Annotated in this window: 20 protein-coding genes; 11 read left to right on the top strand and 9 right to left on the bottom strand. The window is 53.6% G+C overall.

Annotated features, from left to right (window positions below):
- Window positions 1-62 precede the first annotated feature (62 nt).
- The 7 genes from HN413_11480 to HN413_11450 form a co-directional block, all read right to left on the bottom strand.
- Window positions 63-830 (bottom strand): 3-oxoacid CoA-transferase, encoded by a 768-nt coding sequence (locus HN413_11480; GenBank protein MBT3391019.1) that lies wholly within the window; start codon window positions 828-830, stop codon window positions 63-65.
- Window positions 831-903: 73 nt separating this feature from the next.
- Window positions 904-1,869: a CoA transferase subunit A gene (locus HN413_11475; protein MBT3391018.1), complete on the bottom strand. Its 966-nt coding sequence runs from the start codon at window positions 1,867-1,869 to the stop codon at window positions 904-906.
- A gap of 96 nt (window positions 1,870-1,965) precedes the next feature.
- Entirely contained in the window at window positions 1,966-3,246 is a 1,281-nt protein-coding gene (locus tag HN413_11470; protein ID MBT3391017.1) for a hypothetical protein, read from the bottom strand.
- Window positions 3,247-3,255: 9 nt separating this feature from the next.
- Window positions 3,256-5,790, bottom strand: coding sequence for an alpha-galactosidase (locus HN413_11465; GenBank protein ID MBT3391016.1), 2,535 nt, complete (start codon window positions 5,788-5,790; stop codon window positions 3,256-3,258).
- A 40-nt stretch (window positions 5,791-5,830) separates the two neighbouring features.
- Complete coding sequence (locus HN413_11460) at window positions 5,831-7,066, bottom strand: hypothetical protein (GenBank protein MBT3391015.1); 1,236 nt, start codon at window positions 7,064-7,066, stop codon at window positions 5,831-5,833.
- Window positions 7,067-7,114: 48 nt separating this feature from the next.
- The gene (panB, locus tag HN413_11455; protein MBT3391014.1) at window positions 7,115-7,969 is read right to left on the bottom strand and encodes a 3-methyl-2-oxobutanoate hydroxymethyltransferase; all 855 of its coding nucleotides are present in this window, start codon (window positions 7,967-7,969) and stop codon (window positions 7,115-7,117) included.
- 109 nt (window positions 7,970-8,078) lie between these two features.
- A complete protein-coding gene (locus tag HN413_11450; GenBank protein ID MBT3391013.1) occupies window positions 8,079-8,543 on the bottom strand; it encodes an Lrp/AsnC family transcriptional regulator in 465 nt (154 codons plus the stop codon).
- A gap of 352 nt (window positions 8,544-8,895) precedes the next feature.
- On the opposite strand from HN413_11450, the gene folD reads away from it, so the two are divergent.
- From folD to fdhF, 10 genes are all read left to right on the top strand, one after another.
- On the top strand, window positions 8,896-9,786 hold the full coding sequence (gene folD / locus HN413_11445; GenBank protein MBT3391012.1) for a bifunctional methylenetetrahydrofolate dehydrogenase/methenyltetrahydrofolate cyclohydrolase FolD: 891 nt from the start codon (window positions 8,896-8,898) through the stop codon (window positions 9,784-9,786).
- An 84-nt stretch (window positions 9,787-9,870) separates the two neighbouring features.
- The gene (locus tag HN413_11440) at window positions 9,871-11,799 is read left to right on the top strand and encodes a formate--tetrahydrofolate ligase (GenBank protein MBT3391011.1); all 1,929 of its coding nucleotides are present in this window, start codon (window positions 9,871-9,873) and stop codon (window positions 11,797-11,799) included.
- Between the two features lie 260 nt (window positions 11,800-12,059).
- On the top strand, window positions 12,060-13,778 hold the full coding sequence (locus HN413_11435) for an NADH-quinone oxidoreductase subunit E (protein ID MBT3391010.1): 1,719 nt from the start codon (window positions 12,060-12,062) through the stop codon (window positions 13,776-13,778).
- A 216-nt stretch (window positions 13,779-13,994) separates the two neighbouring features.
- On the top strand, window positions 13,995-14,804 hold the full coding sequence (gene fdhD, locus HN413_11430) for a formate dehydrogenase accessory sulfurtransferase FdhD (GenBank protein ID MBT3391009.1): 810 nt from the start codon (window positions 13,995-13,997) through the stop codon (window positions 14,802-14,804).
- A complete protein-coding gene (locus HN413_11425) occupies window positions 14,794-15,414 on the top strand; it encodes a hypothetical protein (GenBank protein ID MBT3391008.1) in 621 nt (206 codons plus the stop codon). Before fdhD ends, HN413_11425 begins: the two co-directional genes overlap by 11 nt.
- A gap of 2 nt (window positions 15,415-15,416) precedes the next feature.
- Window positions 15,417-16,145, top strand: coding sequence for a 2Fe-2S iron-sulfur cluster binding domain-containing protein (locus HN413_11420; GenBank protein ID MBT3391007.1), 729 nt, complete (start codon window positions 15,417-15,419; stop codon window positions 16,143-16,145).
- A 91-nt stretch (window positions 16,146-16,236) separates the two neighbouring features.
- A complete protein-coding gene (locus tag HN413_11415; GenBank protein MBT3391006.1) occupies window positions 16,237-16,665 on the top strand; it encodes a cupin domain-containing protein in 429 nt (142 codons plus the stop codon).
- Between the two features lie 223 nt (window positions 16,666-16,888).
- On the top strand, window positions 16,889-17,338 hold the full coding sequence (gene nuoE, locus HN413_11410) for an NADH-quinone oxidoreductase subunit NuoE (protein ID MBT3391005.1): 450 nt from the start codon (window positions 16,889-16,891) through the stop codon (window positions 17,336-17,338).
- Between the two features lies 1 nt (window position 17,339).
- Window positions 17,340-19,223: an NADH-quinone oxidoreductase subunit NuoF gene (gene nuoF / locus HN413_11405; protein ID MBT3391004.1), complete on the top strand. Its 1,884-nt coding sequence runs from the start codon at window positions 17,340-17,342 to the stop codon at window positions 19,221-19,223.
- A 96-nt stretch (window positions 19,224-19,319) separates the two neighbouring features.
- Complete coding sequence (fdhF, locus tag HN413_11400; protein ID MBT3391003.1) at window positions 19,320-22,028, top strand: formate dehydrogenase subunit alpha; 2,709 nt, start codon at window positions 19,320-19,322, stop codon at window positions 22,026-22,028.
- Between the two features lie 56 nt (window positions 22,029-22,084).
- On the opposite strand, the gene HN413_11395 is transcribed toward fdhF, so the two are convergent.
- Both HN413_11395 and HN413_11390 read right to left on the bottom strand, forming a co-directional pair.
- Window positions 22,085-22,990 (bottom strand): SDR family oxidoreductase, encoded by a 906-nt coding sequence (locus HN413_11395; GenBank protein ID MBT3391002.1) that lies wholly within the window; start codon window positions 22,988-22,990, stop codon window positions 22,085-22,087.
- A gap of 209 nt (window positions 22,991-23,199) precedes the next feature.
- Window positions 23,200-23,562 (bottom strand): DoxX family protein, encoded by a 363-nt coding sequence (locus HN413_11390; GenBank protein MBT3391001.1) that lies wholly within the window; start codon window positions 23,560-23,562, stop codon window positions 23,200-23,202.
- Window positions 23,563-23,666: 104 nt separating this feature from the next.
- Between HN413_11390 and HN413_11385 the strand changes: the two genes are divergently transcribed.
- Window positions 23,667-24,083, top strand: coding sequence for a GNAT family N-acetyltransferase (locus HN413_11385; GenBank protein MBT3391000.1), 417 nt, complete (start codon window positions 23,667-23,669; stop codon window positions 24,081-24,083).
- The last annotated feature ends 1 nt before the right edge of the window (window position 24,084 follow it).

Raw genomic sequence — 24,084 nt, 5'->3', positions numbered from 1 at the left:
TCTCCCAATTTTGGGAGAGGGACAGATTCGAGCATAGCGAGAATCAGGGCGAGGGTTTGTCCTTAAATATAAAACTTCTCTTTATCTACTTCTTCGCGCAAAATACGCAACTCTTCTGCGCTGGGGGGTGGATTCTCAGTAACTTCATCCGCAATGAGTAGCTCAAAGCCGGTATTCTCGATGATTTGTTCCACCGTTACACCGGGCTGTGTGGCAAGCAGCAACATGCGCTTGCTCTCCGGGTGATAGCCCAGCACAGCCAGCGTGGTGACGACGCGGTACGGCCCAGTTCCCGGCGGGAGTCCGGCGGCCTCGCGCGTGCCTGGCCCGGAGAGATAACCGGGCGTGGTGATGAAATCCACTTTTTCGATGAAGCGGCGTTTATCGTGCTGCATTATGGCGATGGTGCGCCAGCAGTGCGAACCCACGTCGTTGCCGCCGCCGCTGCCCGGCAGGCGCACTTTGGGGTTATCGTGGTCGCCGATGACCGTAGAGTTCAAATTACCGTAGGGGTCAATCTGCGCGCCGCCCAAAAAGCCGTATTCAATGAAGCCGCGCTGCGCCGTTTCGACAATATCACTCAGCCCGGAGGCGGCCAGCGCCTTGTGAAATGTGCGCCGTTCGCCGACGGCCAGGGGCAATTCTTCGAGGATCGCGCCTGTGCCGCCGAACTCGAAGACGCTCACCAAATTGGGGGCGTGCATCTTTTGCGCCAGCGCGCCCGCCAGCATGGGGATGCCGGTGCCGATGAAGGCCGTGGTGTTATCTTCCATCAGGCGCGCCGCAGTGCAAATCAGTAGTTCGTTGGGTTTGTAATTTAGCTCAGACATTTATCTACCCTTTTTCAATGAGGAAACCAGGAAAGCAGGAAAACTCTCATGGTTTCCTGCTTTCCTAATGGTATTATGACGGAACCATCGCGCGCAATTCGTTCAGCCGTTCCTCGCCGACCAAATCCAGATATTGGGCGTGATTCTGCACTCCGTGGATATATTTATCGAGATAGGTTTGCGCGCTTTCGGGGGATTTGGACGCCTGCACCCACGCTTTGAGTTGGGGTTCATCCCGCTCGTACAGGTAGCACATCTCGCCGGGATGTGCGCCAAATGGCGCATGGACAACGGCATCTACCAGATAGTAAGGGATAATCGTGCGGTCAGGCTGCGCTCGGATTTCATCGGTTTCGATAATCTCTTCTGCGCTGATAATCAGGCGCTTCGATGCGCGCGCCATCTCAAAGGCGAAGCCGTTGATTCCGTCAATCTGGCAATTGCCGTGCTTGTCAGCGCGGTGGACATGAATCAGCCCCACATCCAGAATCAGCGCCGGGAGTAGGGCAATCGGATCGCCGGTGAAGGGACATTCCACCACTTTGGCGGCGCTGTATTTGAGCGTGTCGGTGCCCAGCATGGAGCGCACCGGAATAAAAGGCACGCCCATCGCGGCGGCCTTGAAGCGCCAGGCCAGACTGCCGTTGCTCCATTCCACGCATTGGACGCGTCCGCTCTCGACTTCGCGGCGCAGCGCGCTTGAAATACCGTAAACTTCCAACCCAATATAGGTATGATCCATGGCGCTAACCAGCCCCGCGGCCAGCAAAAGATCGGTTTCATACACGCCCTGACCCACCAGGCGCAAATTCTTCTTCCCCTGGCGCACAACTTCATTGACCAGCGACACCGGGCAGCGCACCGTGCCATAAAGCTCCGTGCCGATATAATCGCCATCGTGGATGAAACGGCTCACGGCTTCGGCCTCACTCATGCGCTTGTCGATCAATCCTTTGGGCTTGTGGCGATTCCACTCCCGAAAGGCGTTCACATCGGGGGGTTGGAGCAGTTCGCCGATGCCGGACTCGAGAATTTTCATTGGGTACTCCTCGCAATCGTTTAAAACTATTTTTAACCACAAAGACACAAAGGCTCGAAGGTTTTCTTAGTACCTCCGAGCATCTGTGATTGTCTGTCAAGGATACAAAAATCCCACAAATTTCCCCGCGGCCAAGAAGCTGATCTCGCTGCCATCATAGCGCACGCGCGCCAGAGATATATCATTCCAATCTTCGGCGCGGACTTCGACAATCAGCGTTTCCGCATCTAGCCAGCCGACGGGCTGTATCCAATCGACGTGGCCCGAGGCGGGGATGTGGTTGAAGCGGGTATCTTCTAACTCGGCAAGCAAATTGCCATTGATGTCGGCGATCAGCACTTTGGCGTGGAAATTGGGCGTTTCGGCCATCATCCAGCCAGACCCTTCCATCCAGGCCACGCGTTCATTTTCGGGCGCAAAAACCACGTTTCCCGCGCCGCGGTCGCTGCTTGGGCGCAATGGAATACTCACTGAAGCCGTGCTATACAGGTTATACAGGGTCAGGCTCACATTATTTCCCTCGATAAACCCATTCTCGGCAGGCATATAGGCAATCCAGGTCAGATCAGGGGAAAAGCCCTGGGGGTTGAAGTTGTCGGTCAGGTACAAATTTTCGGTGTTTCCCGCAGTCAAGTCGAGATAATACAGCCCCTTGTGCGGCGAGAAGACAATATCGCCGCCAATGCCGTAGGGCATCAGCGAATACCACACCCCCTGTGGCTGGTCGTTGCTGGCCTGCACGGCCAACGGCTGCACGGCGTAACTCTGCGCGTCCACGCGCTCTAAGGCCCACGCTCCACCGCCGCTATTGATGCTGCGCGCATACACATGACTGACCAACACATCGCCGCCCCATTGAATGGTTGTAAACGCAAAGATGGGCTGTGTGCGCGCACCCACCAGATAGGCCAGTTCCGGATCGCTGACCAGCGTTTGTACCTGACCGCCCAAATTCATGCGGATCAGCCCGCTTTCGTCATACGCCTGAAACAACACCGGCACATTGACCACGCCGCCGGGCGCGCTCCCGGCTACATGCACCGTACCGCTGCCATACATTTGCATCCCCGGCGTTTGCAGGCTGCCGGTCATTTGCCCCTGAGCGTTATACGCATTCACCATTTCGCCATCCCCCACTGAAACCAGAAATCCACTTGGTACCAGAGGATTCGCCGCGGGCGGTTCTGCCGTTGGCGGCAAAGGCGCAATCGTAGGCGGCACGCTGGGGGCTTCGGCTTCAGCTTGGGGTGCTGCGGCGGGTGGCTCGGCAGGGAATTCTTCCACGGGCGGCAGGGGCGTAGGCGGAATATCGGTCAGTTGCGCGATGACATTGCAGGCCAGCAGAGTCAGCACAAGCAGGGGTAAAAAGCGTTTCATTGGAAGCTCCTACATTTGAATTTTGAGTTTTGCCTGGTTGTGGAAATCTACACCAAAGCGATATACCTGCCCCGGCAAAGATTGCCACGCAACGGGCAGGCTGTTCAGACTTGCCTCGCGCGGGGGATGTGGCAAATAAAGATCAATCTGCCCCTGGGCATGCCCTGGTCGAGTGAGTTCCAGTTCCAGCGAGTTGTCTGCAACGATGAAGCGGGTTGCTTCCAATCCCTGCGAGATGTGTAAATCGCTGCCCAAATACAACGACTCCCCTCTCCCTATGGGAGAGGGGGCGGGGGTGAGGGTACCATCCTTCCCCTCTGGAATCGGGGGGGATTGAGGGGGGGCTTTTCGCAAGGCCAATAGCTTCACCCCGTGGGGCGGAATTCCCTTCAGGGGCAGCACCCCACCCCGAGCCGCGTCCGTGGCGCCATCCCAAAACGAGCGCACAAAATATTCCCCATCCAGCCCAAAGCGCTCCAGGGGGATATTTTTGTTATATTTTTTATTATCCCAATTAAAAATTGCCAGCAAATGCCAGATGCCGGTAGCGTTTTCCAAATCGAGGCGCAGCAGGCGCGGCAGGGGTTCGTCGAGCCAGTCGAGGACGCGGGGTGTCTGCCCAATGAGCGGCAAGAGTTGTTGGGCAATACGCAAACGCTCGGCAGGTACGTTGGGCAGGTCGTCGGAGAGCAGCAACGCCCCACCGCTGAGGGCGATAGCTGTGGCGAGTGATTGTACTTCGGGCAGGGTAAGCTCTGAATCCAGGCGGATGAGCAGGCAATCGGGATCGTTAACCCACCAGCGGTGGTGCATGGCAGCGCGCGTGAGCGTGTTTTGCAAAGCGTTGCGCGCCGATGGCATACTGGGTTCACGCCGGAATAACGCCTGATGCCCGGCGAATTCCGGTAGCCAGGTTGGGGCTACATCGGCGCCAATGCGCATGGCATCGAATATGCCAACGGACGAACCCAGCGGCACGCCGCAGCCGAGTAGTTCGACATCTGGCCCAACGGCTTCGCGCAAGGCTTCGAGACCCGTGCGCAATACCTGGGCGCGGGTTTTCGTGCGGTCGCGGTAACGTCCGTTGAGCGCCGCGGCGTAGAGAAAATCGAGTTTGAGATACGGGTAACCCCATTCGTGCGCGGCTGTGCGGACGACATCGCAGGCATAGGCCAGCGCGTCGGGGTGCGTCAGGTCGAGGGCTTTGTTGAGGTTGTTCCACACAAATCCGGCGTTGACAGGCAGCCCCCATTTGTTGCGCAGCAGCCAGTCGCGGTGACGGCGGCGCAGTTTGGCGCGCGAATGCACAATAAATGGCGCCAGCCATAGTCCGGGATTTAAACCCGCCTCCCGAATTTCGGTGGCCAGCGCAGCCACGCCATTGGGAAAGCCGGCGTTAAATTCAAACCAGTCGCCAATTTGGGCTTCAAAACCGTCGTCAATCTGGAAGAGATTGATGGGAATTTCTTCTTGTGTTTGTTGTGCAGCTTTCAAGTTGCTTTGTATCTTTTCAGCGTCAATATTCTGGAAGAAATGGTACCAACTGCACCAACCTGCTCGCCCCCCTCTCCCAGTGGAAGATGGGTCGGGGGTGAGGGCATTCTCCCGCGCGACAGCATCGAGATAGGGCGCAAGTGGGGCGGGGTCATCTACATCTACAAACTGAATCGCGGCCCAATCGGTGGTAATGCTCGCGCCGGGGTCGAGGCGGGCGTTATCGCCGTTGGCCCATAAATGCAGGGCGGGCGAGAGCGGGTCATCAATGCGCGTCAGCAGGGAACCAAAATGCTGTTTCTGCGAGAGAAATCCGACCAATATGCCCGTGCGGTGTTGGCGGTCGCCGAGTACGCCGAACATATCGCTGGCGAAATGGCCGGGTTTACGCGGGCGCGGTGTTTCGGGGTTATGCCACATTTGCGCGGCCAAAAATCCCAGGCGGGTGTTGCGGGAGGTATCCTCCGGCGCGTAGGCTCCAGTGTGCGACCAGCTTTGCCAGCCATTCGAGAAGAAGGCCGGTTCGCCGGGATCGGGGTGCGGGCGAATAGCGCCGCCCGAATCGGGTACGCCGGGCTTTTCGGTGATGGTCAGGTATCCGGGGCCGAGGTGGGCGCGGCGGAAACGCAGCGTAGAACGTTGAAAGGAGCCTGCCCGCAGCAGGGTAAACGACTGCATGGCAATGGGGAATTTGCCGCGGTTCTCGGCACTGATTTGCCAGAGCATGAGGGGGTATTCGTCGAGCAGGGCAAAACGCAGGGTGAAGAGCATCCCATTGGCATCTGGCCCCACTTCGAGCGTGATCTGCTGTGCTGCCCCGTGGGGGCTGCTCCATGCCTCCGGGGCGTGGATGCGCGCCTTGGGCCACAAATCCAGCAAATGAAAATGCCGTTGTCCGGCATGTAATAATGCAGACAACGGCATTTGATATTCAGCCCCAATTTTGACCCCTTCGAGATAGGGGGTATCAGGTTGCTTGCCAAACAAACTCCAGGTCGCAGCAACGGGGTCAATGGTAAGTTGAAGAGAAGTATTTTCGAGGGTAATCATCCTATACAGTATACTGCAAACTGTTTACTGCACACATTTTTTAACGGTGTAAATTTGCGGCGGCTATGAAACTAAGGCCGTTTTCGGTGAGGGCGCGGGCGGTGTGATTGAGGGCGTCGAATTTATCGAGGAAGTTCAGTTGCAGGGCATCCCAGTCGCCGCTGGCGATGATTTCGTCTTTATCGCGGAAATAGTCGAGAATGTCGGAGGGGTGTGCGCGTGCTACGTCTGTTTCCGGATCCCCGCCTTCGTGTTTGGCCGAGATGTTGGGGACGCGGTCGGCGATTTCGAGCAATTCGTCGCGGCGATTATAAGGTTGCAGCACAATATGTTTGTAGGTTTCGGTAATGTGATGCTCGAAGCGCACCATATCTTCAAAACCCCAGGCCTCGCGGAATTGGGCTGTGATTTCCAGCGTCTCGTTATTGGCCGAGTTGCCCCAATTGAAACCGATCAGCGGGGATGAGCCGTCTTCTCGGGCGAAGAGCTTGGCCCCGAGGAGGGTCCACAGCCCGGCATAGGGGTTGTCGTTGCCCATGAAGACCGAGATTTTGAATTCAATATCTACGCCCAGACGGTGGAGCATATAGCCGAGAAACACGGTGCCGGGGTTGATATTAAGTACCTGGTATACGCCGTACTCGGTGTAGTAGTAAAGGAATTCATCAATCCATTGCAGGGCGTGGTCGTTGGGCTGGCCGATACCGCCAAAATAGCCGGTGATCGTCTCTGGACCGCCCAGATGGATATTGGAGCCATCGGTGCCTTTGGTATCGAGGGTTTCGACATAAGTGGCGCCAACGATTTGCATGGCCGCGGCCACGGCAGCGATATCGCCATCGGCTTCTTGTTCTTTCATCTTGCGCACGCGAATAAAGCGGGCGGGCATGAGCAGACCTTCTGCGATAGCGCGCTCGGCGACGGCGCGCACCCAGGGGAAGTACTGCAAGGCGCTGATTTCGAGCGTGACGGCAAAATCAGCGTCAAAGCTTGTTGTTGCAGCAGCATTACCAAGCACTTTACGGCGGTAATCGTCCACGCTGATGAACGCCCCCGCGTCGCGTTGCTCGATCAGCCATTCTAGATCGGCGATATATTCGGGTTTGGTGGCGCGCACTTTTGCCATCAGGTTATCAAATTTACGGGCTTCACGCGCCTTGGCATTGATCTCTTCGGGGGTGCCATATTTGGCGACGACATCGAGCAAATCGTTGATGACGCGCATATCCGGGTTGAGAAAAACAGCGTTAATTTCGTCAAGCCGGTCGGCGGGGATTTTTAGTCGGTTACGTAAATCATTCACAGGCAGTCTCCTATTCACTGTCTAGCCCAGCAAATCAAGCAATTCATCATATTCTTCATCTTTGATCGTGAACCAATGCTCCGGCTGCGGGAAGGTTTTGTCGCCGACTTCGTTGGCATATTGCGTCAGGCCATTGAGAATCACTTCCCCGGCATTGCCGAAGACTTTTGCCATCTTGGGTTTGAATTTGGGATACAGGCCAAACATATCGTGGTAAATCAGCAGTTGCCCGTGGGCATCGGGGCCGGACCCCAGGCTCAGGATGAGACAGTTTTCGGCACGCTCGGTGATGATTTTGCAAACCCGGTCGGGGACCATTTCCAGGAGAATGGCGAACGCGCCTGCATTTTCGAGGGTTTTGGCATCCTCGATGATTTTCTTGGCCTGAAGCGCGCCTTTGCCCTGCACGCGGTAGCCCCCCAACGCGCTGACGCTCTGCGGAGTTAGCCCCAGATGCCCAATCGCCGGAATGCCCGCCTGAACGATGGCCTCAATCCGGTGGGCCATTTCTCCACCGCCTTCCAGTTTGATCGAATCACAATCGGCTTCGGCCATAAAACGCCCGGCGTTGCGGATGGCGCTCTCGTTGCTGGGTTGGTAGCTCATATAGGGCATATCGCCCACCAAAAACGCGGCCGCCGCGCCGCGCCGCACAGCCTGGGTGTGGCGGATCATATCCTCCATCGTAACGGGCAGGGTTTTATCGTATCCCAGCATCGTCATCCCCAGGCTATCGCCGACCAGAATCATATCAATCCCAGCCTGATCCTGGAAATAGGCGGTGGGGTAGTCATAACAGGTCAGCCAGGAGATCGGTTCGCCTTTTTCAGCTTTGCTGAATAGCGTGCGAATGGTAATTTTTTGTCGTTCAGACATTCTGAGCCTCCAAGAATTGGCACCATAAAGGCACAAAGAATCCCTTACGGGTTTTGTGCCTTTGTGGTGATGAAAGAAAAAAACGCAGCATGCGTTTATACAAAGACCATTACTCCAGCGGCAAGGCTGTTGTAAATTTCACTTCTTCAAAAATAAGACTGGTTTGGATCGTGGCAATATAAGGGAGGGGAGTAAGCTTTTCGAGAACAAATTGTTGCAACGCAACCCGGTTTGGCACGGCCACTTTCAATATATAGTCAAACTTGCCAGTGACATGATGACATTCCAGCACTTCTGGCATGATCTGAACGACGCGGCGGAAATCTTTAATCTCATCAATATGGTGGGTTTGCAAACTCACATTGATAAAGCACAGCATATCAAACCCCAGTTTTTCGCGGTTTAATACGGTCAGGCGCTGATCAATGTAGCCATCTTTTTCCAGCCGTTTTACCCGTGCGTGGGTAGAAGATGGCGATAAATCGAGCGTCTTCGCCAGATTAATATTGCTCATGCAAGCATCTTTCTGGAGCAACCGAAGAATTGCTTTGTCAAGATCATCTAAATCGTTCATTATGAATAATGTAACATAATATCTGCTCATTATCAATATATATTTTGATAATTGTGGTTATTTATAAATATAATTAGATATATTACCGATAACGAGCGATATAATTCATAGAGAAAAATTACTGACCCTCCCTCACCGAGATGCAAGAATTGCGTCTATCTGATATATCACCGATATATCTTTTTTCATAAATATCGTGACGAAAATAACTTGTAAACTTGTTTTTTTTCAGTCATAATACGGCATGGTGAAGTATGCTATCCATGCCTCTTTGGGGCATTTTTCAGGACGCAAAACACAACTATTTTCGTTTCGTTCCACCACCCAGATATAATGCAAATAGGAGCAAAATATGACAGCAAAATTGATTGACGGCAAAGCCATCGCTAAAAAAGTGCGCGAGCAAGCCGCCGCAGATGTAGCCGATATGGTCGCAAAAGGATACGCTCGCCCAGGGTTGGTTACTGTTCTCGTTGGGGCAGACCCTGCCTCCGAGGTGTATGTCGGCATGAAACAGCGCATGTGCAAAAAATTAGGGATGGAATCATTCAGCCACACGCTGCCCGCCGATTCATCACAGGAAGAAGTCGAAGCCCTGGTACACCAACTCAACGAAGACCCGAAGGTGAACGGCATTTTGGTGCAATTACCTCTCCCCGGACATCTGGATGACGAAGCTGTTTTGAAAGCGATCAGCCCCGAGAAAGATATTGACGGTTTCCACCCCCTCAATATGGGTCGTTTGGCCCAGAAGGGCCGCGAACCCCTGTTTGTTCCCTGCACCCCCGATGGCTGTATCTACCTCCTCGATGAAGTCGGCGTGAAAATGGAAGGCGCCAATGCCGTCGTGCTGGGTCGCTCCAATATTGTAGGCATGCCCGCCGCCCTGTTGCTCGTCAAGCGCAATGCCACAGTTACCATTTGCCACTCCCGCACCAAGAATCTGGCCGATGTTTGCCGCCAGGCCGATATTCTCATCGCTGCGGTTGGTCGTGTTGAGATGGTCAAGAAAGACTGGGTCAAACCCGGCGCCGCCGTGATCGATGTGGGTACCCATCGCATTGAGGATGACACCAAAGAGAAAGGCTACTATCTGACTGGCGATGTGGCCTTCGACGAAGTCAGCGAAGTCGCGGGCTGGATTTCCCCCTCCCCTGGCGGCGTTGGCCCGATGACGATTGCCATGCTAATGCGCAACACTGTTCGTGCCGCGCAGATTGCCAACGGATTAGTCGAAGTTTAGTACAAATTTAAAGAGCAAATTCGCAATTTGCTCTTTTGCGTATTTGAATATATTTCATAACTTATCACCCAAAAGGATACTCCCATGTCTCGATACAGAAACGCCAAGATTGATTTTGAACCCATTCACCTTGAACTGCTTGAACCCGTCCCATCGGATATTGATATTGCTCAGGCCCAGCAACCCAACATCAAAAATGTTGCCAAAATCGCAGAAGAAGTAGGTATTCTTCCCAGTGAGCTGGAACTTTACGGCAATCATAAAGCTAAAGTCCGCCTGGACATTTTGGATCGTCTGAAAGATGTTCCCGATGGCAAATATATTGACGTGACCGCCATCACCCCGACTCCGCTCGGGGAGGGCAAATCCACCACGATGGTGGGACTCAGCGAAGCGCTGGGCGCTCACTTAGGTAAGAATGTCTTCACAGCGATTCGCCAACCCTCCCAGGGGCCGACCTTCGGCATCAAGGGTGGCGCGGCCGGTGGCGGCTACAGCCAGGTTGTACCGATGGAAGATTTCAACCTGCACCTGACGGGCGACATCCATGCCATCACTGCAGCGAACAACCTGCTCGCCGCTGCCATTGACACCCGCATGTACCACGAATCCCGCCAGAGCGACGAAGCCCTCTTCCGCCGCCTGTGCCCCACCGCCAAAGATGGCAGCCGCCGCTTCGCCCTGCCGATGCTCAAACGCCTGAAAAAACTGGGCATTAACAAAACCGACCCCAATGATTTAACTCCCGAAGAAGTCTCCCGTTTCGTGCGCCTTGATATTGATCCCGAAACCCTGACCTGGCGGCGTGTGGTAGACATCAACGACCGCATGTTGCGCGGCATCACCATCGGGCAAGGCCCCAAAGAAAGCGGCTTCACCCGCGAAACTGGCTATGACATCACAGTTGCCAGCGAAATTATGGCGATTTTGGCCCTGACCACCGACCTGGCCGATATGCGCGAACGTTTTGGCCGCATTGTTATCGCCACCAGTAAAGCGGGCGAAGCCATCACCGCTGAAGACATCGGTGCCGCCGGTGCCATGACTGTCCTGATGAAGGATGCCATCATGCCCACCATGATGCAGACCCTTGAAGGCACGCCTGCCTTCGTCCACGCTGGCCCGTTTGCCAATATTGCCCACGGCAACAGCTCCATCATCGCCGACCGCATCGCCCTGAAACTGGCCGACTATGTGGTCACCGAATCGGGCTTTGGCGCCGATATTGGCATGGAAAAATTCTTCAACATCAAATGCCGCTATTCTGGATTAGTCCCCAGCTGTGTGGTATTGGTTGCAACCGTGCGCGCCCTCAAGATGCACGGCGGTGGCCCCAAAGTTGTTGCTGGCGCACCGCTGGCCCCCGAATACGTCGAAGAGAATCTCGAACTCCTCGCAGCCGGTTTGCCCAACCTGGAAGCGCATATTGAAAACGCCAAGCGTTTCGGCATCCCCGTGGTCGTAGCTGTCAATAGCTTCAAAGATGATACCCTCGCCGAGGTGGAACTGGTGCGCAAAGGCGCTATCGCCGCCGGCGCCGAAGATGCGGTTGTCTCTCGCCACTGGATGGAGGGCGGTAAAGGCGCCAAGGACCTGGCCGAAGCTGTTGTGGCCGCCTGCGAAAAACCCAGTGATTTCAAGTTCCTCTATCCGCTCGAGGGCACCTCAATCAAAGACAAAATTGAAGTCATCTGCAAAGAAATCTACGGAGCCGATGGCGTTGAATACTCCGAAGAAGCCGAAAAGAAAATTGCGCTTTACACCAAGCTGGGCTTTGACGAATTACCCATGTGTATGGCAAAAACACACCTGAGCATCAGCCACGATCCGCTGCTCAAGGGCCGCCCCACGGGCTTCACCGTGCCGATCCGCGACATCCGCGCCTCGGTTGGGGCCGGGTTCCTCTACCCGCTGCTGGGCGAAATGAGCACCATGCCCGGCCTGCCCACCCGCCCCGTGTATTACGACGTTGATCTCGACCTCGAAACCGGGCAGGTTACCGGCCTATTCTAAAGATATTTTTCCACAAATCAGACCTCCGAAGTTTTCGAAACTTCGGAGGTCTTTGATTCTGAAACACATGCCCTCACCCTGGCCTCAGTGAATATCCAGAAATAAATTCTTGGCTAAATTGGTTCAATTTGAACCAATTTAGCGGGAAGTTATTTTTAGATAATCACTTCGCTAAAGCTCGAATCAGGGTGGGGGTTTTTCGTGTATAATCAGGACGATTTTAGTAGGAATAAGCTCCGTACTCAAGGATAAACCTTCGCATGACTTCTACGCCCCTCAATCTCGCCCCCCTCAAGCCGATTCTTGAAAAACACGCCCCCGGCGGGCGCGTCAACCTGCTGCCCGCATTGTGGGAGGCCCAAAATCAATACGGCCATATCTCTGAGCCAATCGCCGCCGCCATTGGCAAAGCCCTCAAAGTGCCGCTTGCTGATATTTACGGCGTGATCGAGTTTTACACCATGTTCTACAAAGAACCCGTTGGCGATACCGTGGTGCGCATCTGCGTTAGCCCGATGTGTACGCAAAAGGGCAGCGAGATCATCCTCGACGCGGTGTGTGAGCATTTTGGTATTCAACCCGGAGAAACGACTGCGGATGGAAAATATACGCTTGAAGCCGTGGAATGTTTGGGACTCTGCGACCACGCGCCCGCGGCCCTGGTAGGGGAAGTTCCGACCGCGCTCCGTGTGGGATCGGATCCCCAAAGCTGGATTCAATCCCCGGAGCCTGCCCCGCTAGGCACCCTCGAAGGGGATCCGCGTTGGCTGTTGGGGGGTTGTGGCTCGGTAGACCCGCTCGACATCGCCGACTTTGAAAGCTGTGGCGGTTTCCTCGGGATGAAGAACGCCTTGAATATGCCTCCCACCGCCGTGGTCGAAACGCTAACCCAGTCCGGGCTGGTAGGGCGCGGGGGCGCAGCCTTCCCCACCGGGCTAAAGTGGAAGTTCACTGCCGAGGCCGAAGGGTCCCCTAAATATATTGTCTGCAACGCCGACGAATCGGAACCTGGCACCTTTAAAGACCGCGTCCTGATGGAAGGCTACCCCTACTCGGTTGTAGAAGGCATGGTCATCGCCGGGTATGCTGTGGGGGCGCATAAAGGTTATTTGTATATCCGCGGCGAGTATTTCAGAGCCACAAAAGTGATGCAAACTGCCATCGAGCGGGCGCGGCAAAACGGGTATTTGGGCGCAAATATTTGGGGAAAAGGCTTCGACTTTGAGATTGAAATTCGCTCCGGCGCGGGGGCTTATGTGTGCGGCGAAGAGACAGCATTATTTGAATCGATTGAGGGCAAACGCGGCTTCCCGCGCCTGAAACCGCCCTACCCCGTGACTCACGGCTTGTTCGGTAAACCCACCGACATTAACAATATTGAAACCCTTTCCGCCGCCTCATGGATATTGGCCTACGGTGCCGACTATTTCAAGATGACGGGTACCGAAAAATCAACCGGCACGAAAATTTTCTGCATTTCGGGCGACGTGGCCCGCCCCGGTGTCTACGAATATCCGCTGGGAACTACGCTGGGGGAGTTGATTGAACACGCCGGGGGCGTTACCGGCGAGTTGCACGGCGTACTCATTGGCGGTGCCGCCGGAACCTTTGCTAGCCCTGATGAATTAGGTTTAGTAATGAGCTTTGAAGGTTTGGCCGAGAATAAATATTTCCTGGGGTCAGGTGTAATCAATGTGATTAACACCACGCGTGATATGAAGGCCATTGTTTACAGTCTGGCGCATTTTTTCGCCCATGAGTCTTGCGGAAAATGTTTCCCATGCCAATTAGGTACGCAGAAGCAACTTGAAATTCTTGATAAAGTCGTTGATGAGGCTGTCACCCTCGATGATATGGCGCGGCTGGAAGATGTCGGCTTTACGATGGCGAAAGCCTCCATTTGTGGTGTTGGGCACATGGCCTCCACGGCGATTCTCTCAGCATATAAAAAATGGCCGGAGATATTTATTGTAGATTGAAGACTGAAGACTGGAAATTAGTACCTTACAAGTAAAATTCTTGCACAGTGAGCAAGAATTTTGCACCACCAAGACACGAAGGCACGGAGAACAGCAAATTTATTTCCCTTTGTGACTTTGTGTATTCGTGGTGAAAGTTTTTTTGGCTCCGACTTGTTTGGGGCAGGTTGTACGAATGATCACTAATTTCAAATCACAAATCTCCAATTCATTGCTATGAATAACACCGGCACCTTCCAAACTTCCTGGCACGAATACCGCGGCGAATGGACACATGTCGAGGGTGAGATCATCGATGAAGCGCTAATTACAATCTATGTCAACGGCGCTGAACTGGCGACCATCATGGCGACGCCCTGCCAGCAAGATGCGCTGGCATTGGGTTTCCTGAAGAATGAGTCCATCATCGAGAATCTTGCCGAAGTTGAAATTGTGCATATCAGCAAGCTGGGTTGCTGCGTAGATGTTTGGCTTAATCATGCCTTCCAGAAGCCGGAACGTGTCATTGTAACCAGTGGTTGTGGCGGCGGGGTTACGTTTAGCGATCCCCGCCTGGGGCTTGAGCCCATTGCCAGTTCGGCACAGACCAACCCTGAGGTCTTGCGCGAGCAATTCCGTAAATTACAGCCGCCCAACAGTTTATACGCCCGCTCGCGCGGCGTACATGCTGCCGGTCTGCTCGATATGGAACGCGAAGTTTTGCTCGTAGTCGTCGAAGATGTAGGCCGCCATAACACCATTGATAAAGTGGCCGGGTTGTGTCTCCGAGATGGCATTGATTCTCGCGGCAAGGCGCTATTAGTGACAGGCCGTATTTCATCCGAAATGCTGCGCAAAGCCGCCCGCATGGGCTGTCCGCTGGTGGCTTCGCGTACTTCGCCAACGTCAATTTCCGTCGAGATGGCGCGCGCCTGGAATATCACGCTGGTTGGTTATGTGCGTTCTGGCCGCTTGCGGGTGTATAGCAATCCAGAGCGCCTGGGAGATTGGCGAGACAATACAGGAAGCGAACTCAATGACAATTGATCAAAATACGAAACTGGAAATTTTAGCCGAGCACTATAATGAAACTTTTGAACTTCAAAAAAGCCATGTAACTCGTCGAGACCGGCTGTTTATCTATATTCTTGGGCTTATCTTGTTTCTCTTGATCTATATGCAAGCGCCCAACGCGATCGGCGATTGGATCAACTCGTATATTGTCCAGCAAGTTGCCAATGGGCAGGAAAACTCAACACCCGCAAACATACTCGATGTTTCATTTATCGGTGCCATACTCTGGTTTGGATTATTGAGTCTGGTACACACTTATTTTCAAACCGTTCTGCATATTGAACGCCAATATAACTATATTTATGGGCTAGAAAAAGAGTTGAGCGCATATTTCGATGGAAATGCGTTTGTCCGGGAAGGCAAGCACTATAAAAAGCATAAGCTGAAATTCTCGCGGTTAACGAAAGTTATTTATTGGAATATTTTCCCCGCGTTACTGCTATCAATGGTTGCCTTGTGGCTGCGATTCGTAGTCATGACCCCAAACGTCCCAACTTTATATAAGATTATTGAAATCGTAATATCGGGGATTATTCTCATCTCTGAAGCCTTCTATTTATTAGCACTATACAAGAAAAGGTAAGCATGACAGACGAATACATTCAACTCACCATTGATGGCACCCCGATCAGCGTTCCCGCGGGAACAACGATCTTAGAAGCTGCGCGCGACGCGAGCATTGATATTCCTGTACTGTGTTATTTTGCCCACACCACCGCCAACGGGCTATGTCGTTTGTGTGTGGTCGAAGTGGAAGGGGCGCGCGGCCTGCAAGCCGCTTGCGTGGCTGCTGCTCACGATGGTGCCGTAGTGCGCACGCGCTCTGACGATGTGGACCGCGCCCGGCGCACAATTCTTGAAATGTTGGCCTCCACCGTGGATATCTCCGAAAGCCCTGAATTGCAGGAGATGGTCGTCGAATACGAGTGTTTCCCTGAGCGATTCGATAGCGGCAAAAAACGCCAACCGGCAATCATTGATGACAACCCGGTTTATCTGCGCGACTACTCCCAGTGCGTGTTGTGCTGGCGCTGCGTACAGGTTTGCGCCGATGATGCGCAATTTACCTATGCGCTCAATTTCAGCGGACGCGGCTTCGAGACACAGATCGCCACCTTCTTCGATAAACCGCTCACCGAGACCACCTGCGTCTTCTGCGGCAATTGCATCGGTGTTTGTCCAACGGGGGCTTTGAAGGCCAAACGCGAATATCTCGTAGAACAAGGCGTGGCACCGGAGAAGATTCTGGAGTTCACACGTCTAAAAGGGAAAAGAAGAGGTGCTCAACAATCCAACGCGGCAAGCCCGGACTAGGCCCAAAAAGAAAACGCAGCGACAATTTCGTTCTCGAACATCACCACTATTGGTATTTTCTTCAGGATAGTTAATGGAAAAGGAGTCAATGATGGTAGCAGATGAGAAAAAATCACAGCAAATTTCTTCCTCGGAAATAATCACTATCCGACCAACGGCCACAACTATGACGCGTCAGCACTTGCCAAATTTTGTTGGGATCTCCCAGGAAAATGCAGGATCAACTGGTATTTCGATGAATCTAGTCGTCATCCCGGCAGGCGGCGCTGCTAAACCCCATATCCATAAAGGTTATGAAACAGCCATCTATATGGTCAAGGGTAGAGTTGAAACATTCTATGGAGAGGGGTTGGGCAAATCAGTAATACATGAGGCGGGTGATTTTATCTTTATCCCTGCGGATGTTCCTCACCAGCCGGTAAATTTAAGTGATAAAGAACCTGCTCATGCAATCGTTGCCCGAAACGATCCAAATGAACAAGAAAGTGTTATGCCGTACAATATCCCCGCCAGCGATTAAGGGGAAGTTTTCATTTTAAATGACCATCCCCATACCATAATGTGATTTTTGTTAGATTTGCAGACTTCACAATTGGGATAGAATTCATTCCGAATTCGCCATCATCATATCCGAAGGGCTTTCGCTGCTATATGCGAGAAGCCCTGCTCGGAGATTACAGGATTTTGCTGACGAATGGCCATTCGTTATTTGCCTGTGAGAATTGGCAAGCAAAGGAGAGTCCATGGAAGAATCGATGCAAACCATTTTGTCATCCTATGCGGGGAAAAAGGAGGAGCTTATCCCGATCCTCCAAAATGTTCAGGATGCTTTTAGTTATATTCCCGAACACTCGATGACCGAGATCGCTCGTTTCACCGGCATTCCCGAAAGTCAGGTCTATGGGGTAGCTACTTTTTATGCGCAGTTCCGTTTCACCCCCCGCGGTAAAAAACACTGCATGGTATGCCGCGGAACGGCTTGCCACGTAAACGGCGCACCGCGCATCCTGGAAGAGATTGAAGAAGCCATCGGTATCAAAGAAGGCGAAACCACCGCAGACCTGGCCTATTCGCTGGAAACTGTGGCTTGCATTGGCGCTTGTAGTCTGGCCCCGGCGGTAATGATCAACGACACCGTAGAAGCCAAGCTGGACCCCAAGAAAGTGCGCAAACTCTTCGGGAGGGAAGTCTAAAATGAGTGAATTCACCACCCTTCAAAAAGAATCTTCAGCAGCCTGGGATGCGCTCGTTTCAGGTGATAAGCCCTTGATTACGATTGGCAACGCCACTTGCGGACGCTCGGCTGGTTCCATTGGCGTGATGGAAGCCATCCAAGCAGAAGCCATCGAAAACGACCTGGATTGCAACATTATCGAAGTTGGCTGTATCGGCTTATGCTATCTGGAGCCGATTGTTAGCATTCAGAAACCGGGACAACCGATGGTGGTGTTCGGCAATGTGACGGCCAAACAAGCCCCAAAGCTGGTTGCCGATTATTTGCTGGACGAGCAGATTCCCCCGAAGCTGGTTCTCGGAACCATTGGCGAAGAAACTATTCCCGATGTGCCCAAACTTTTCGAGCTGCCGGTGCTGAAGCCCCAGGTGCGTCGGGCGCTAAAGCGCTGCGGCTTCATCGACCCCACCGACGTAGGACACTACTTCGCCAACAACGGCTACTCCGGCCTGACTAAAGCAATAGAAATTGGCCCCGAAGGTGTGCTGGAAGAAGTCAAGCAATCCGGCCTGCGCGGGCGCGGCGGCGGTGGCTTCCCCACCTGGCGCAAATGGCGCTTCTGCCGCGATACAGAAAGTGACCAGAAATATCTCATTTGCAACGCCGACGAAGGCGACCCTGGCGCATTTATGAACCGCTCACTCATCGAGGGCGATCCCCATGCGCTGATCGAAGGCATGATTATCTCCGGGTTCGCATTGGGGGCTTCGATGGGTTATATCTACTGCCGCGCTGAGTATCCCCTGGCGCTGGAGCGATTGCGTTTGGCGATCGGACAAGCTGAAGAACAGGGCTTGCTGGGCAAGAATATCCTCGGTTCCGGTTTCAACTTCAAAATCAAAATCAAAGAAGGCGCGGGAGCCTTTGTTTGTGGTGAGGAAACCGCGCTGATCCAATCTATCGAGGGACAACGCGGCATGCCCACTATGCGCCCCCCCTTCCCGGCTGTTTCCGGGTTGTGGGGCAAGCCGACCATTATTAACAATGTTGAATCGTTGGCCTGTGTGAGTCTGATTTTGCAAAATGGCGCCGACTGGTTCACCGAATACGGCACCGAGAAAAGCACTGGCACCAAAACCATTGCCCTGGTGGGTAAAGTCAAGAACACCGGGCTGGTCGAAGTGCCGATGGGCACCACCTTGCGGAAACTGGTCTTTGACATTGGCGGCGGAATAGCAGGGGAAGGGAAATTCAAAGCCGTGCAGACCGGCGGTCCCTCGGGTGGCTGTGTGCCCGAAGCGCTGCTGGATATCCCCGTGGATTATGACTCGCTCAACGAAGCCGGGACGATTATGGGTTCCGGTGGCGTGGTCGTCATGGACGAGAAGACCTGCATGGTCGATTTCGCCCGTTACTTCCTGGATTTCGCCGAAAAAGAATCCTGCGGCAAGTGCGTGCCCTGTCGTCTGGGCACCAAGCAGATGCTCACTATTTTGGAGGACATCGTCGCGGGACGCGGAAAACCCGAGGATATAGATTTACTGGAAGAACTAGGCGAAGCCGTAAAAGCAGGTTCCCTGTGCGGGTTGGGGCAAACCGCACCAAATCCGGTTTTGACAACGCTGCGCTACTTCCGCGAAGAATACGAAGCGCATATCTTCGGCAAAGCCTGCCCCGCCAAACAATGTAAAGCTTTGATCAGCTACAATATTCTGGAAAGCTGTGTGGGCTGCGGCTTATGCCTGCGGAATTGTTCCGCAAAAGCGATCAGCGGTGAGCCGAAAAAACTGCACGTTATTGACCAGGAAATTTGTCATCAATGCGGCGTGTGCTACGAAGTATGCCCGCCGAAAGTTTTCTCGGTGGAAATCCGCACCGGCGAATTGGAGTTAGTTGATGCCTAGAATTTCTCCTCACCCCAACCCTTTCCTCCCACCGGGAGAGAGAGTCGAGCGAAGCGAGACGGGTGAGGAAATTTGCATGCAAAAAAGTGACTATTTATGACAAAACAAATCAACCTCACGATTGACGGACAGGAAATTTTCGCCCAAGCGGGCACGTCGATACTTGACGCGGCCCTGGCGAATGATATTTATATTCCGCATCTGTGCCACCACCCCGATCTGAAGCCGGTGGGCGCTTGCCGCCTGTGCGGAATAGAGATCGACGGCGGCAAAATGACCATGTCGTGCATGACACCGGTGCAAGCGGGTATTGACGTCAAAACCGACAGTCCGGCCATTTCGCAGGCTCGCAAGATCGCCCTGGAATTGCTCATCGCCGACCACCACATGGATTGCCTCGCTTGCGCCGCCGCCAGCGACTGCGGCCTGCTGGATACATCGGCCTATCTGGGCATCCAACCCGACCGGCTGGCGCGCTTGCGCCCCTCGGATAAGGGTTTGCCGATTGATGATTCTAACCCCTTTTTCCAGTTTGATCCCAATAAATGCGTGGTTTGTGGTATCTGTGTGCGCACCTGCGATGAAATTGTCGGCCTGGGCGCGTTGGGCTTCATCAACCGCGGTTTCAAAACCGTTATCGGCACTTTTGGCAATAAATCATTTGTCGACTCGATCTGCGAATCGTGCGGCGAGTGCGTTGTGCGCTGTCCGGTCGGCGCGCTGGCTCCCAAACGACCACAGTTCCCGGCCCGCGAAGTGCAGTCTACCTGTGTCTACTGCGGCGTAGGCTGCGGTATTTACCTGGGCGTTTCGGGTGATAAAGTCGTCAGCGTGCGCGGCGACCGTGAACGCCCCACTAACAACGGTAACCTGTGTGTCAAAGGGCGCTATGGCTTCAAATTTATCAATCACCCCGACCGGCTGACTACGCCGCTCATCAAAAAAGATGGCGAGTTCGTTGAAGCCACTTGGGACGAAGCCCTGGAGTTGGTTGCCACGAAATTAGCCGACCGCAAAGGCGAGCAGTTTGCAGCCCTGGCCTCGGCGAAATGCACCAGCGAAGAGAATTATCTGATTCAGAAGTTTACCCGCGCAGTCATGGGGACGAATTCCGTCGACCACTGCGCCAGGCTCTGACACAGCCCTACTGTGGCCGGTCTGGTCACTTCCTTCGGTTCTGGCGCAATGACCAACTCCATTGCAGAGATTGATAACGCGGGCACCCTCTTTGTGATTGGGGCCAACACCACCAACGCGCACCCCGTCATCGGGCAGCGGATGCGCCGCGCCGCACAAAACGGCACAAAACTGATCGTCGCCAACCCTAAAGAAATCGAGTTAGTGCGCGTGGCCGATTATTTCATTCAACATCGCCCCGGCAGCGACTCGGCTTTGCTGAACGGTATGGCGCGCTATATCATCGAAGAAAATCTGCACGACAAAGAATTCATCGCCGAGCATTGCGAGAATTTCGAAACCTTTAAAGAATCTCTGGAACTCTTCACCCCTGAATTCGTTGCCGAGATTACTGGCGTGCCCTGGGAGAAAATTGCCAGCGCGGCGCACACCTACGCCACCAACAAACCCTCAGCGATTTTCTATGCCATGGGCATTACTCAGCACACCCACGGCACCGACAACGTCAAGGCCGTAGCCAACCTGGCTATGCTCACCGGGCAAATTGGCAAGCCCTCCACCGGGGTCAACCCCCTGCGCGGCCAGAACAACGTTCAGGGTGCGTGCGATATGGGCGGCCTGCCCAACGTCTATCCGGGCTATCAGAATGTCACCATCCCTGAGCATCGCGAGAAATTCGAGAAAGCCTGGGGCTTCGCTGCGTCCGACGTCCCGACGTCGGACGTCAGACGCTTATCTGACAAAATCGGCCTCACCCATACCGAAATCTTCGACGCCATTTACGAAGGCGAAGTCAAGGCGCTTTATTTGGTTGGCGAGAATCCCCTGATTACGGAAGCCAACGCCAAACATGTGCGCGAAGCCCTGGAAAAGCTGGATTTCTTCGTCGTGCAGGATTTGTTCATCTCGGAAACTGCCCAATATGCAGATGTGATCCTCCCGGCGGCTTCCTTCGCCGAAAAAGAGGGGACGTTCACGAATACTGAGCGGCGGGTTCAACGCGTCCGGGCAGCGATCCAGGCCCGAGGGGAGGCCAAACCCGATTGGTGGATCACATCCCAGATCGCGCAAAAAATGGGCGAAAAAGGCTTCGACTTTGCCAATCCCTCCGAGATCATGGACGAGATCAACGCCGTCACCCCCATCTACGCGGGCATCACCTACGAGCGTATCGAAGAAGTTGGCTTGCAGTGGCCCTGCCGCAGCGCAGACGACCCCGGCACGCCGTATCTGCACAAAGGCAAGTTTGCCCGCCCCAATGGGAAAGGCCATTTCAACCCGGTGGAATACAAAATCTCTGCTGAAATCGCCGACGAGGAATATCCCCTCATCCTGACCACCGACCGCAGCTTGTATCATTACCACTCGGCTACGATGACCCGTCGGGTAGCGGGTCTGGAAGAGTTGGACAGCAACGAGTGGCTTAAGATCAACCCGGCCGACGCGGCCAAATTCGGCATCGAAGACGGTCAGTGGGTTGAAGTGACTTCACGCCGCGGCACAATCAAAGTGCAGGCCAAAGTCACCGATATTTGCCGCACCGGCATGTGCTCAATGACCTTCCATTTCCATGAAAGCCGCACCAACGAGATCACCAATCCGGCGCTCGATCCAATCGCCAAAATCCCCGAAACCAAGGTTACAGCCGTCAAGGTAAAAACGCTGTAAGCGCCTGTTTGCAGCAAAAGATTTCCGAAGTTATCAAAACTTCGGAAGTCTTGCGTTTAAAATGAATATTGCACGCCGGTCAATTCTTCCGACACTGCCCATAACTTTTTCGCCACAGATTCATCATAAGATGCCAGATTGGATCGCGCTTTAGCAGGATAGCCGCGCCAGCCGCCAAAACTACGCGGGCCGATGAAATCGCCGCCCTCGACCTCGGGGTGGGTTGCTGCAAATAAAGTGGGCAGCGCTCCCATCGCCGCTGACTGTGCAATCAGCGGATTCAGCGCGCTAAAGATGCCGCTGCTGTCTTGCAAATTCGTTGCCGAATAGCCGGGATGCGCCGCTACACTGAGGGTATCATGCCCCGCCGCGGCCAGCTTGCGCTGCAACTCGTAGGCGAACAATAAATTGGCGAGTTTGCTCTGTCCGTAGGCCAGCCATTTGCTATACGATTTTTCGCTGTTCAAATCATCAAAATTGATGCGCCCCGTTTTGTGCGCCTGGCTGCTAATCGTCACAATGCGCGCATTTTCAGCTTTCAGCACCAAATCGAGCAGCAGCCCGGTGAGGGCGAAATGCCCCAGATGATTTGTGCCCAACTGCATCTCAAAGCCTTCCGCGGTTTGGCGATAAGGGATTGCCATCACCCCGGCGTTGTTGATGAGCAGATCAAGCTGCGCGTATTCGGTACGCACTTTCTCGGCAAATTCGCGCACAGAGGCTAAATCGGCCAAATTGAGCGCCATCAAGTTGAGTTTGGCCTGCGGCGTTTCTTCCAAAATAGCTTGCACTGCGGCTTCACCCTTCTCCCGGCTGCGGCAGGCCATCATTACTTCGGCCCCTCTTTGCGCCAGCGCGCGGGCAGCTTCGTAGCCGATGCCGCTATTCGCACCCGTGATCAAAACCGTTTTCCCTGCTATATCCGGGATATTGGTTGTGTTCCATTGTTTGGTTGATGCCATAAATAGACTCCTTTGATGCGATCAGGGATTTCTCACCGCTATGCGGTTCGAATTGACGCTTGAATTCTGATTCCGAACTCAGGTGAATCAATATCATTCTGAGCAGAATTGTACCCGGTTGTTTTGCTATGGGTCAAAGGAAATCCAAACAAAAAAGCCGCAGAACAGGTGCGCGGCTTTGTGCATCAGATGAAGGTAAAAAAAGTGGGTTAGGAAAAACGTCCGTAGGCCACAAATACCGCCATCGCAAAGAGCATCATATTCATTAGGCCCATCGGGACAATTTCTTTACGGCGCAGATGCGTGAAAAAAGCGCCTGTCATGGTTAATGCCAGACCAATCGCCGCCAGCGGAGTCAGAATTGGCAAAATGCCAGTCAGGCCGGGCAAGATCAAACCCAATGCGCCCAGGATTTCCAACATGCCAATACCACGAATTTGAGCCTGAGAAAAATCTTCTACCCAACCCATCATGTCAACCATTTGTTCTTTGCTGCGCATCAATTTCATCATGCCAACCATCAGAAACATAAAGGCTAAAATTCCTTGAACAATCCATAGAACGATATTCATTGCGTTACTCCTTATAAAAATAAGTTTAATTGATGTGCAACCTAGATGTACGCTCACATCATTTTCTTACTTTTTCCGAAATTCTCTCTGCTACAATGTGCTCAATGAATATTCGCAGACTCACTCTTGATGATTTGCCCCTCGCCCTGGAGGGCGTATCAAGCCTCAAACCCGGTGTTGGCGCGGCGCATTTGAAAGATTTCCTTGCCGATGAGAAAAACTTTCTGGTGGTGGCGTTGATGGACGAACAGCTTACAGGGTTTGTTCTGGGGTACAAACTGGCGCGCATCGCCGGAGACCCGCATATGCTTTATATCCATGAACTTGAGGTTGCAACAGCATACCAACGCCAGGGGGTTGGGTCAGCGTTGATTGCGTCTCTACGGCATCTTAGCGAAAATGGCAAATTAATCAAGGCATTTCTAATTGCCCAGGAATCAAACCAGGCGGCGGTGAAATTCTATAAAAACACTGGCGCTCATCAACCCCATGATGATGATACTGTCTTTGTATACGGGTAAA

The sequence above is a fragment of the Chloroflexota bacterium genome (assembly GCA_018648225.1).
Taxonomy (GTDB): domain Bacteria; phylum Chloroflexota; class Anaerolineae; order Anaerolineales; family UBA11858; genus NIOZ-UU35.
This window is presented reverse-complemented; position numbering and strand designations above follow the sequence as displayed.

Excerpts from the sequence above, each read along its gene's own strand:
- HN413_11420 (MBT3391007.1), top strand. The coding sequence starts at position 15,417 with ATGACAGACGAATACATTCAACTCACCATTGATGGCACCCCGATCAGC.
- HN413_11480 (MBT3391019.1), bottom strand. The coding sequence starts at position 830 with ATGTCTGAGCTAAATTACAAACCCAACGAACTACTGATTTGCACTGCG.
- panB (MBT3391014.1), bottom strand. The coding sequence starts at position 7,969 with ATGTCTGAACGACAAAAAATTACCATTCGCACGCTATTCAGCAAAGCT.
- HN413_11450 (MBT3391013.1), bottom strand. The coding sequence starts at position 8,543 with ATGAACGATTTAGATGATCTTGACAAAGCAATTCTTCGGTTGCTCCAG.
- HN413_11465 (MBT3391016.1), bottom strand. The coding sequence starts at position 5,790 with ATGATTACCCTCGAAAATACTTCTCTTCAACTTACCATTGACCCCGTT.
- HN413_11385 (MBT3391000.1), top strand. The coding sequence starts at position 23,667 with ATGAATATTCGCAGACTCACTCTTGATGATTTGCCCCTCGCCCTGGAG.
- nuoE (MBT3391005.1), top strand. The coding sequence starts at position 16,889 with ATGGAAGAATCGATGCAAACCATTTTGTCATCCTATGCGGGGAAAAAG.
- HN413_11440 (MBT3391011.1), top strand. The coding sequence starts at position 9,871 with ATGTCTCGATACAGAAACGCCAAGATTGATTTTGAACCCATTCACCTT.
- folD (MBT3391012.1), top strand. The coding sequence starts at position 8,896 with ATGACAGCAAAATTGATTGACGGCAAAGCCATCGCTAAAAAAGTGCGC.
- HN413_11415 (MBT3391006.1), top strand. The coding sequence starts at position 16,237 with ATGGTAGCAGATGAGAAAAAATCACAGCAAATTTCTTCCTCGGAAATA.
- HN413_11395 (MBT3391002.1), bottom strand. The coding sequence starts at position 22,990 with ATGGCATCAACCAAACAATGGAACACAACCAATATCCCGGATATAGCA.
- HN413_11470 (MBT3391017.1), bottom strand. The coding sequence starts at position 3,246 with ATGAAACGCTTTTTACCCCTGCTTGTGCTGACTCTGCTGGCCTGCAAT.
- nuoF (MBT3391004.1), top strand. The coding sequence starts at position 17,340 with ATGAGTGAATTCACCACCCTTCAAAAAGAATCTTCAGCAGCCTGGGAT.
- HN413_11435 (MBT3391010.1), top strand. The coding sequence starts at position 12,060 with ATGACTTCTACGCCCCTCAATCTCGCCCCCCTCAAGCCGATTCTTGAA.
- fdhD (MBT3391009.1), top strand. The coding sequence starts at position 13,995 with ATGAATAACACCGGCACCTTCCAAACTTCCTGGCACGAATACCGCGGC.
- HN413_11475 (MBT3391018.1), bottom strand. The coding sequence starts at position 1,869 with ATGAAAATTCTCGAGTCCGGCATCGGCGAACTGCTCCAACCCCCCGAT.
- HN413_11425 (MBT3391008.1), top strand. The coding sequence starts at position 14,794 with ATGACAATTGATCAAAATACGAAACTGGAAATTTTAGCCGAGCACTAT.
- HN413_11390 (MBT3391001.1), bottom strand. The coding sequence starts at position 23,562 with ATGAATATCGTTCTATGGATTGTTCAAGGAATTTTAGCCTTTATGTTT.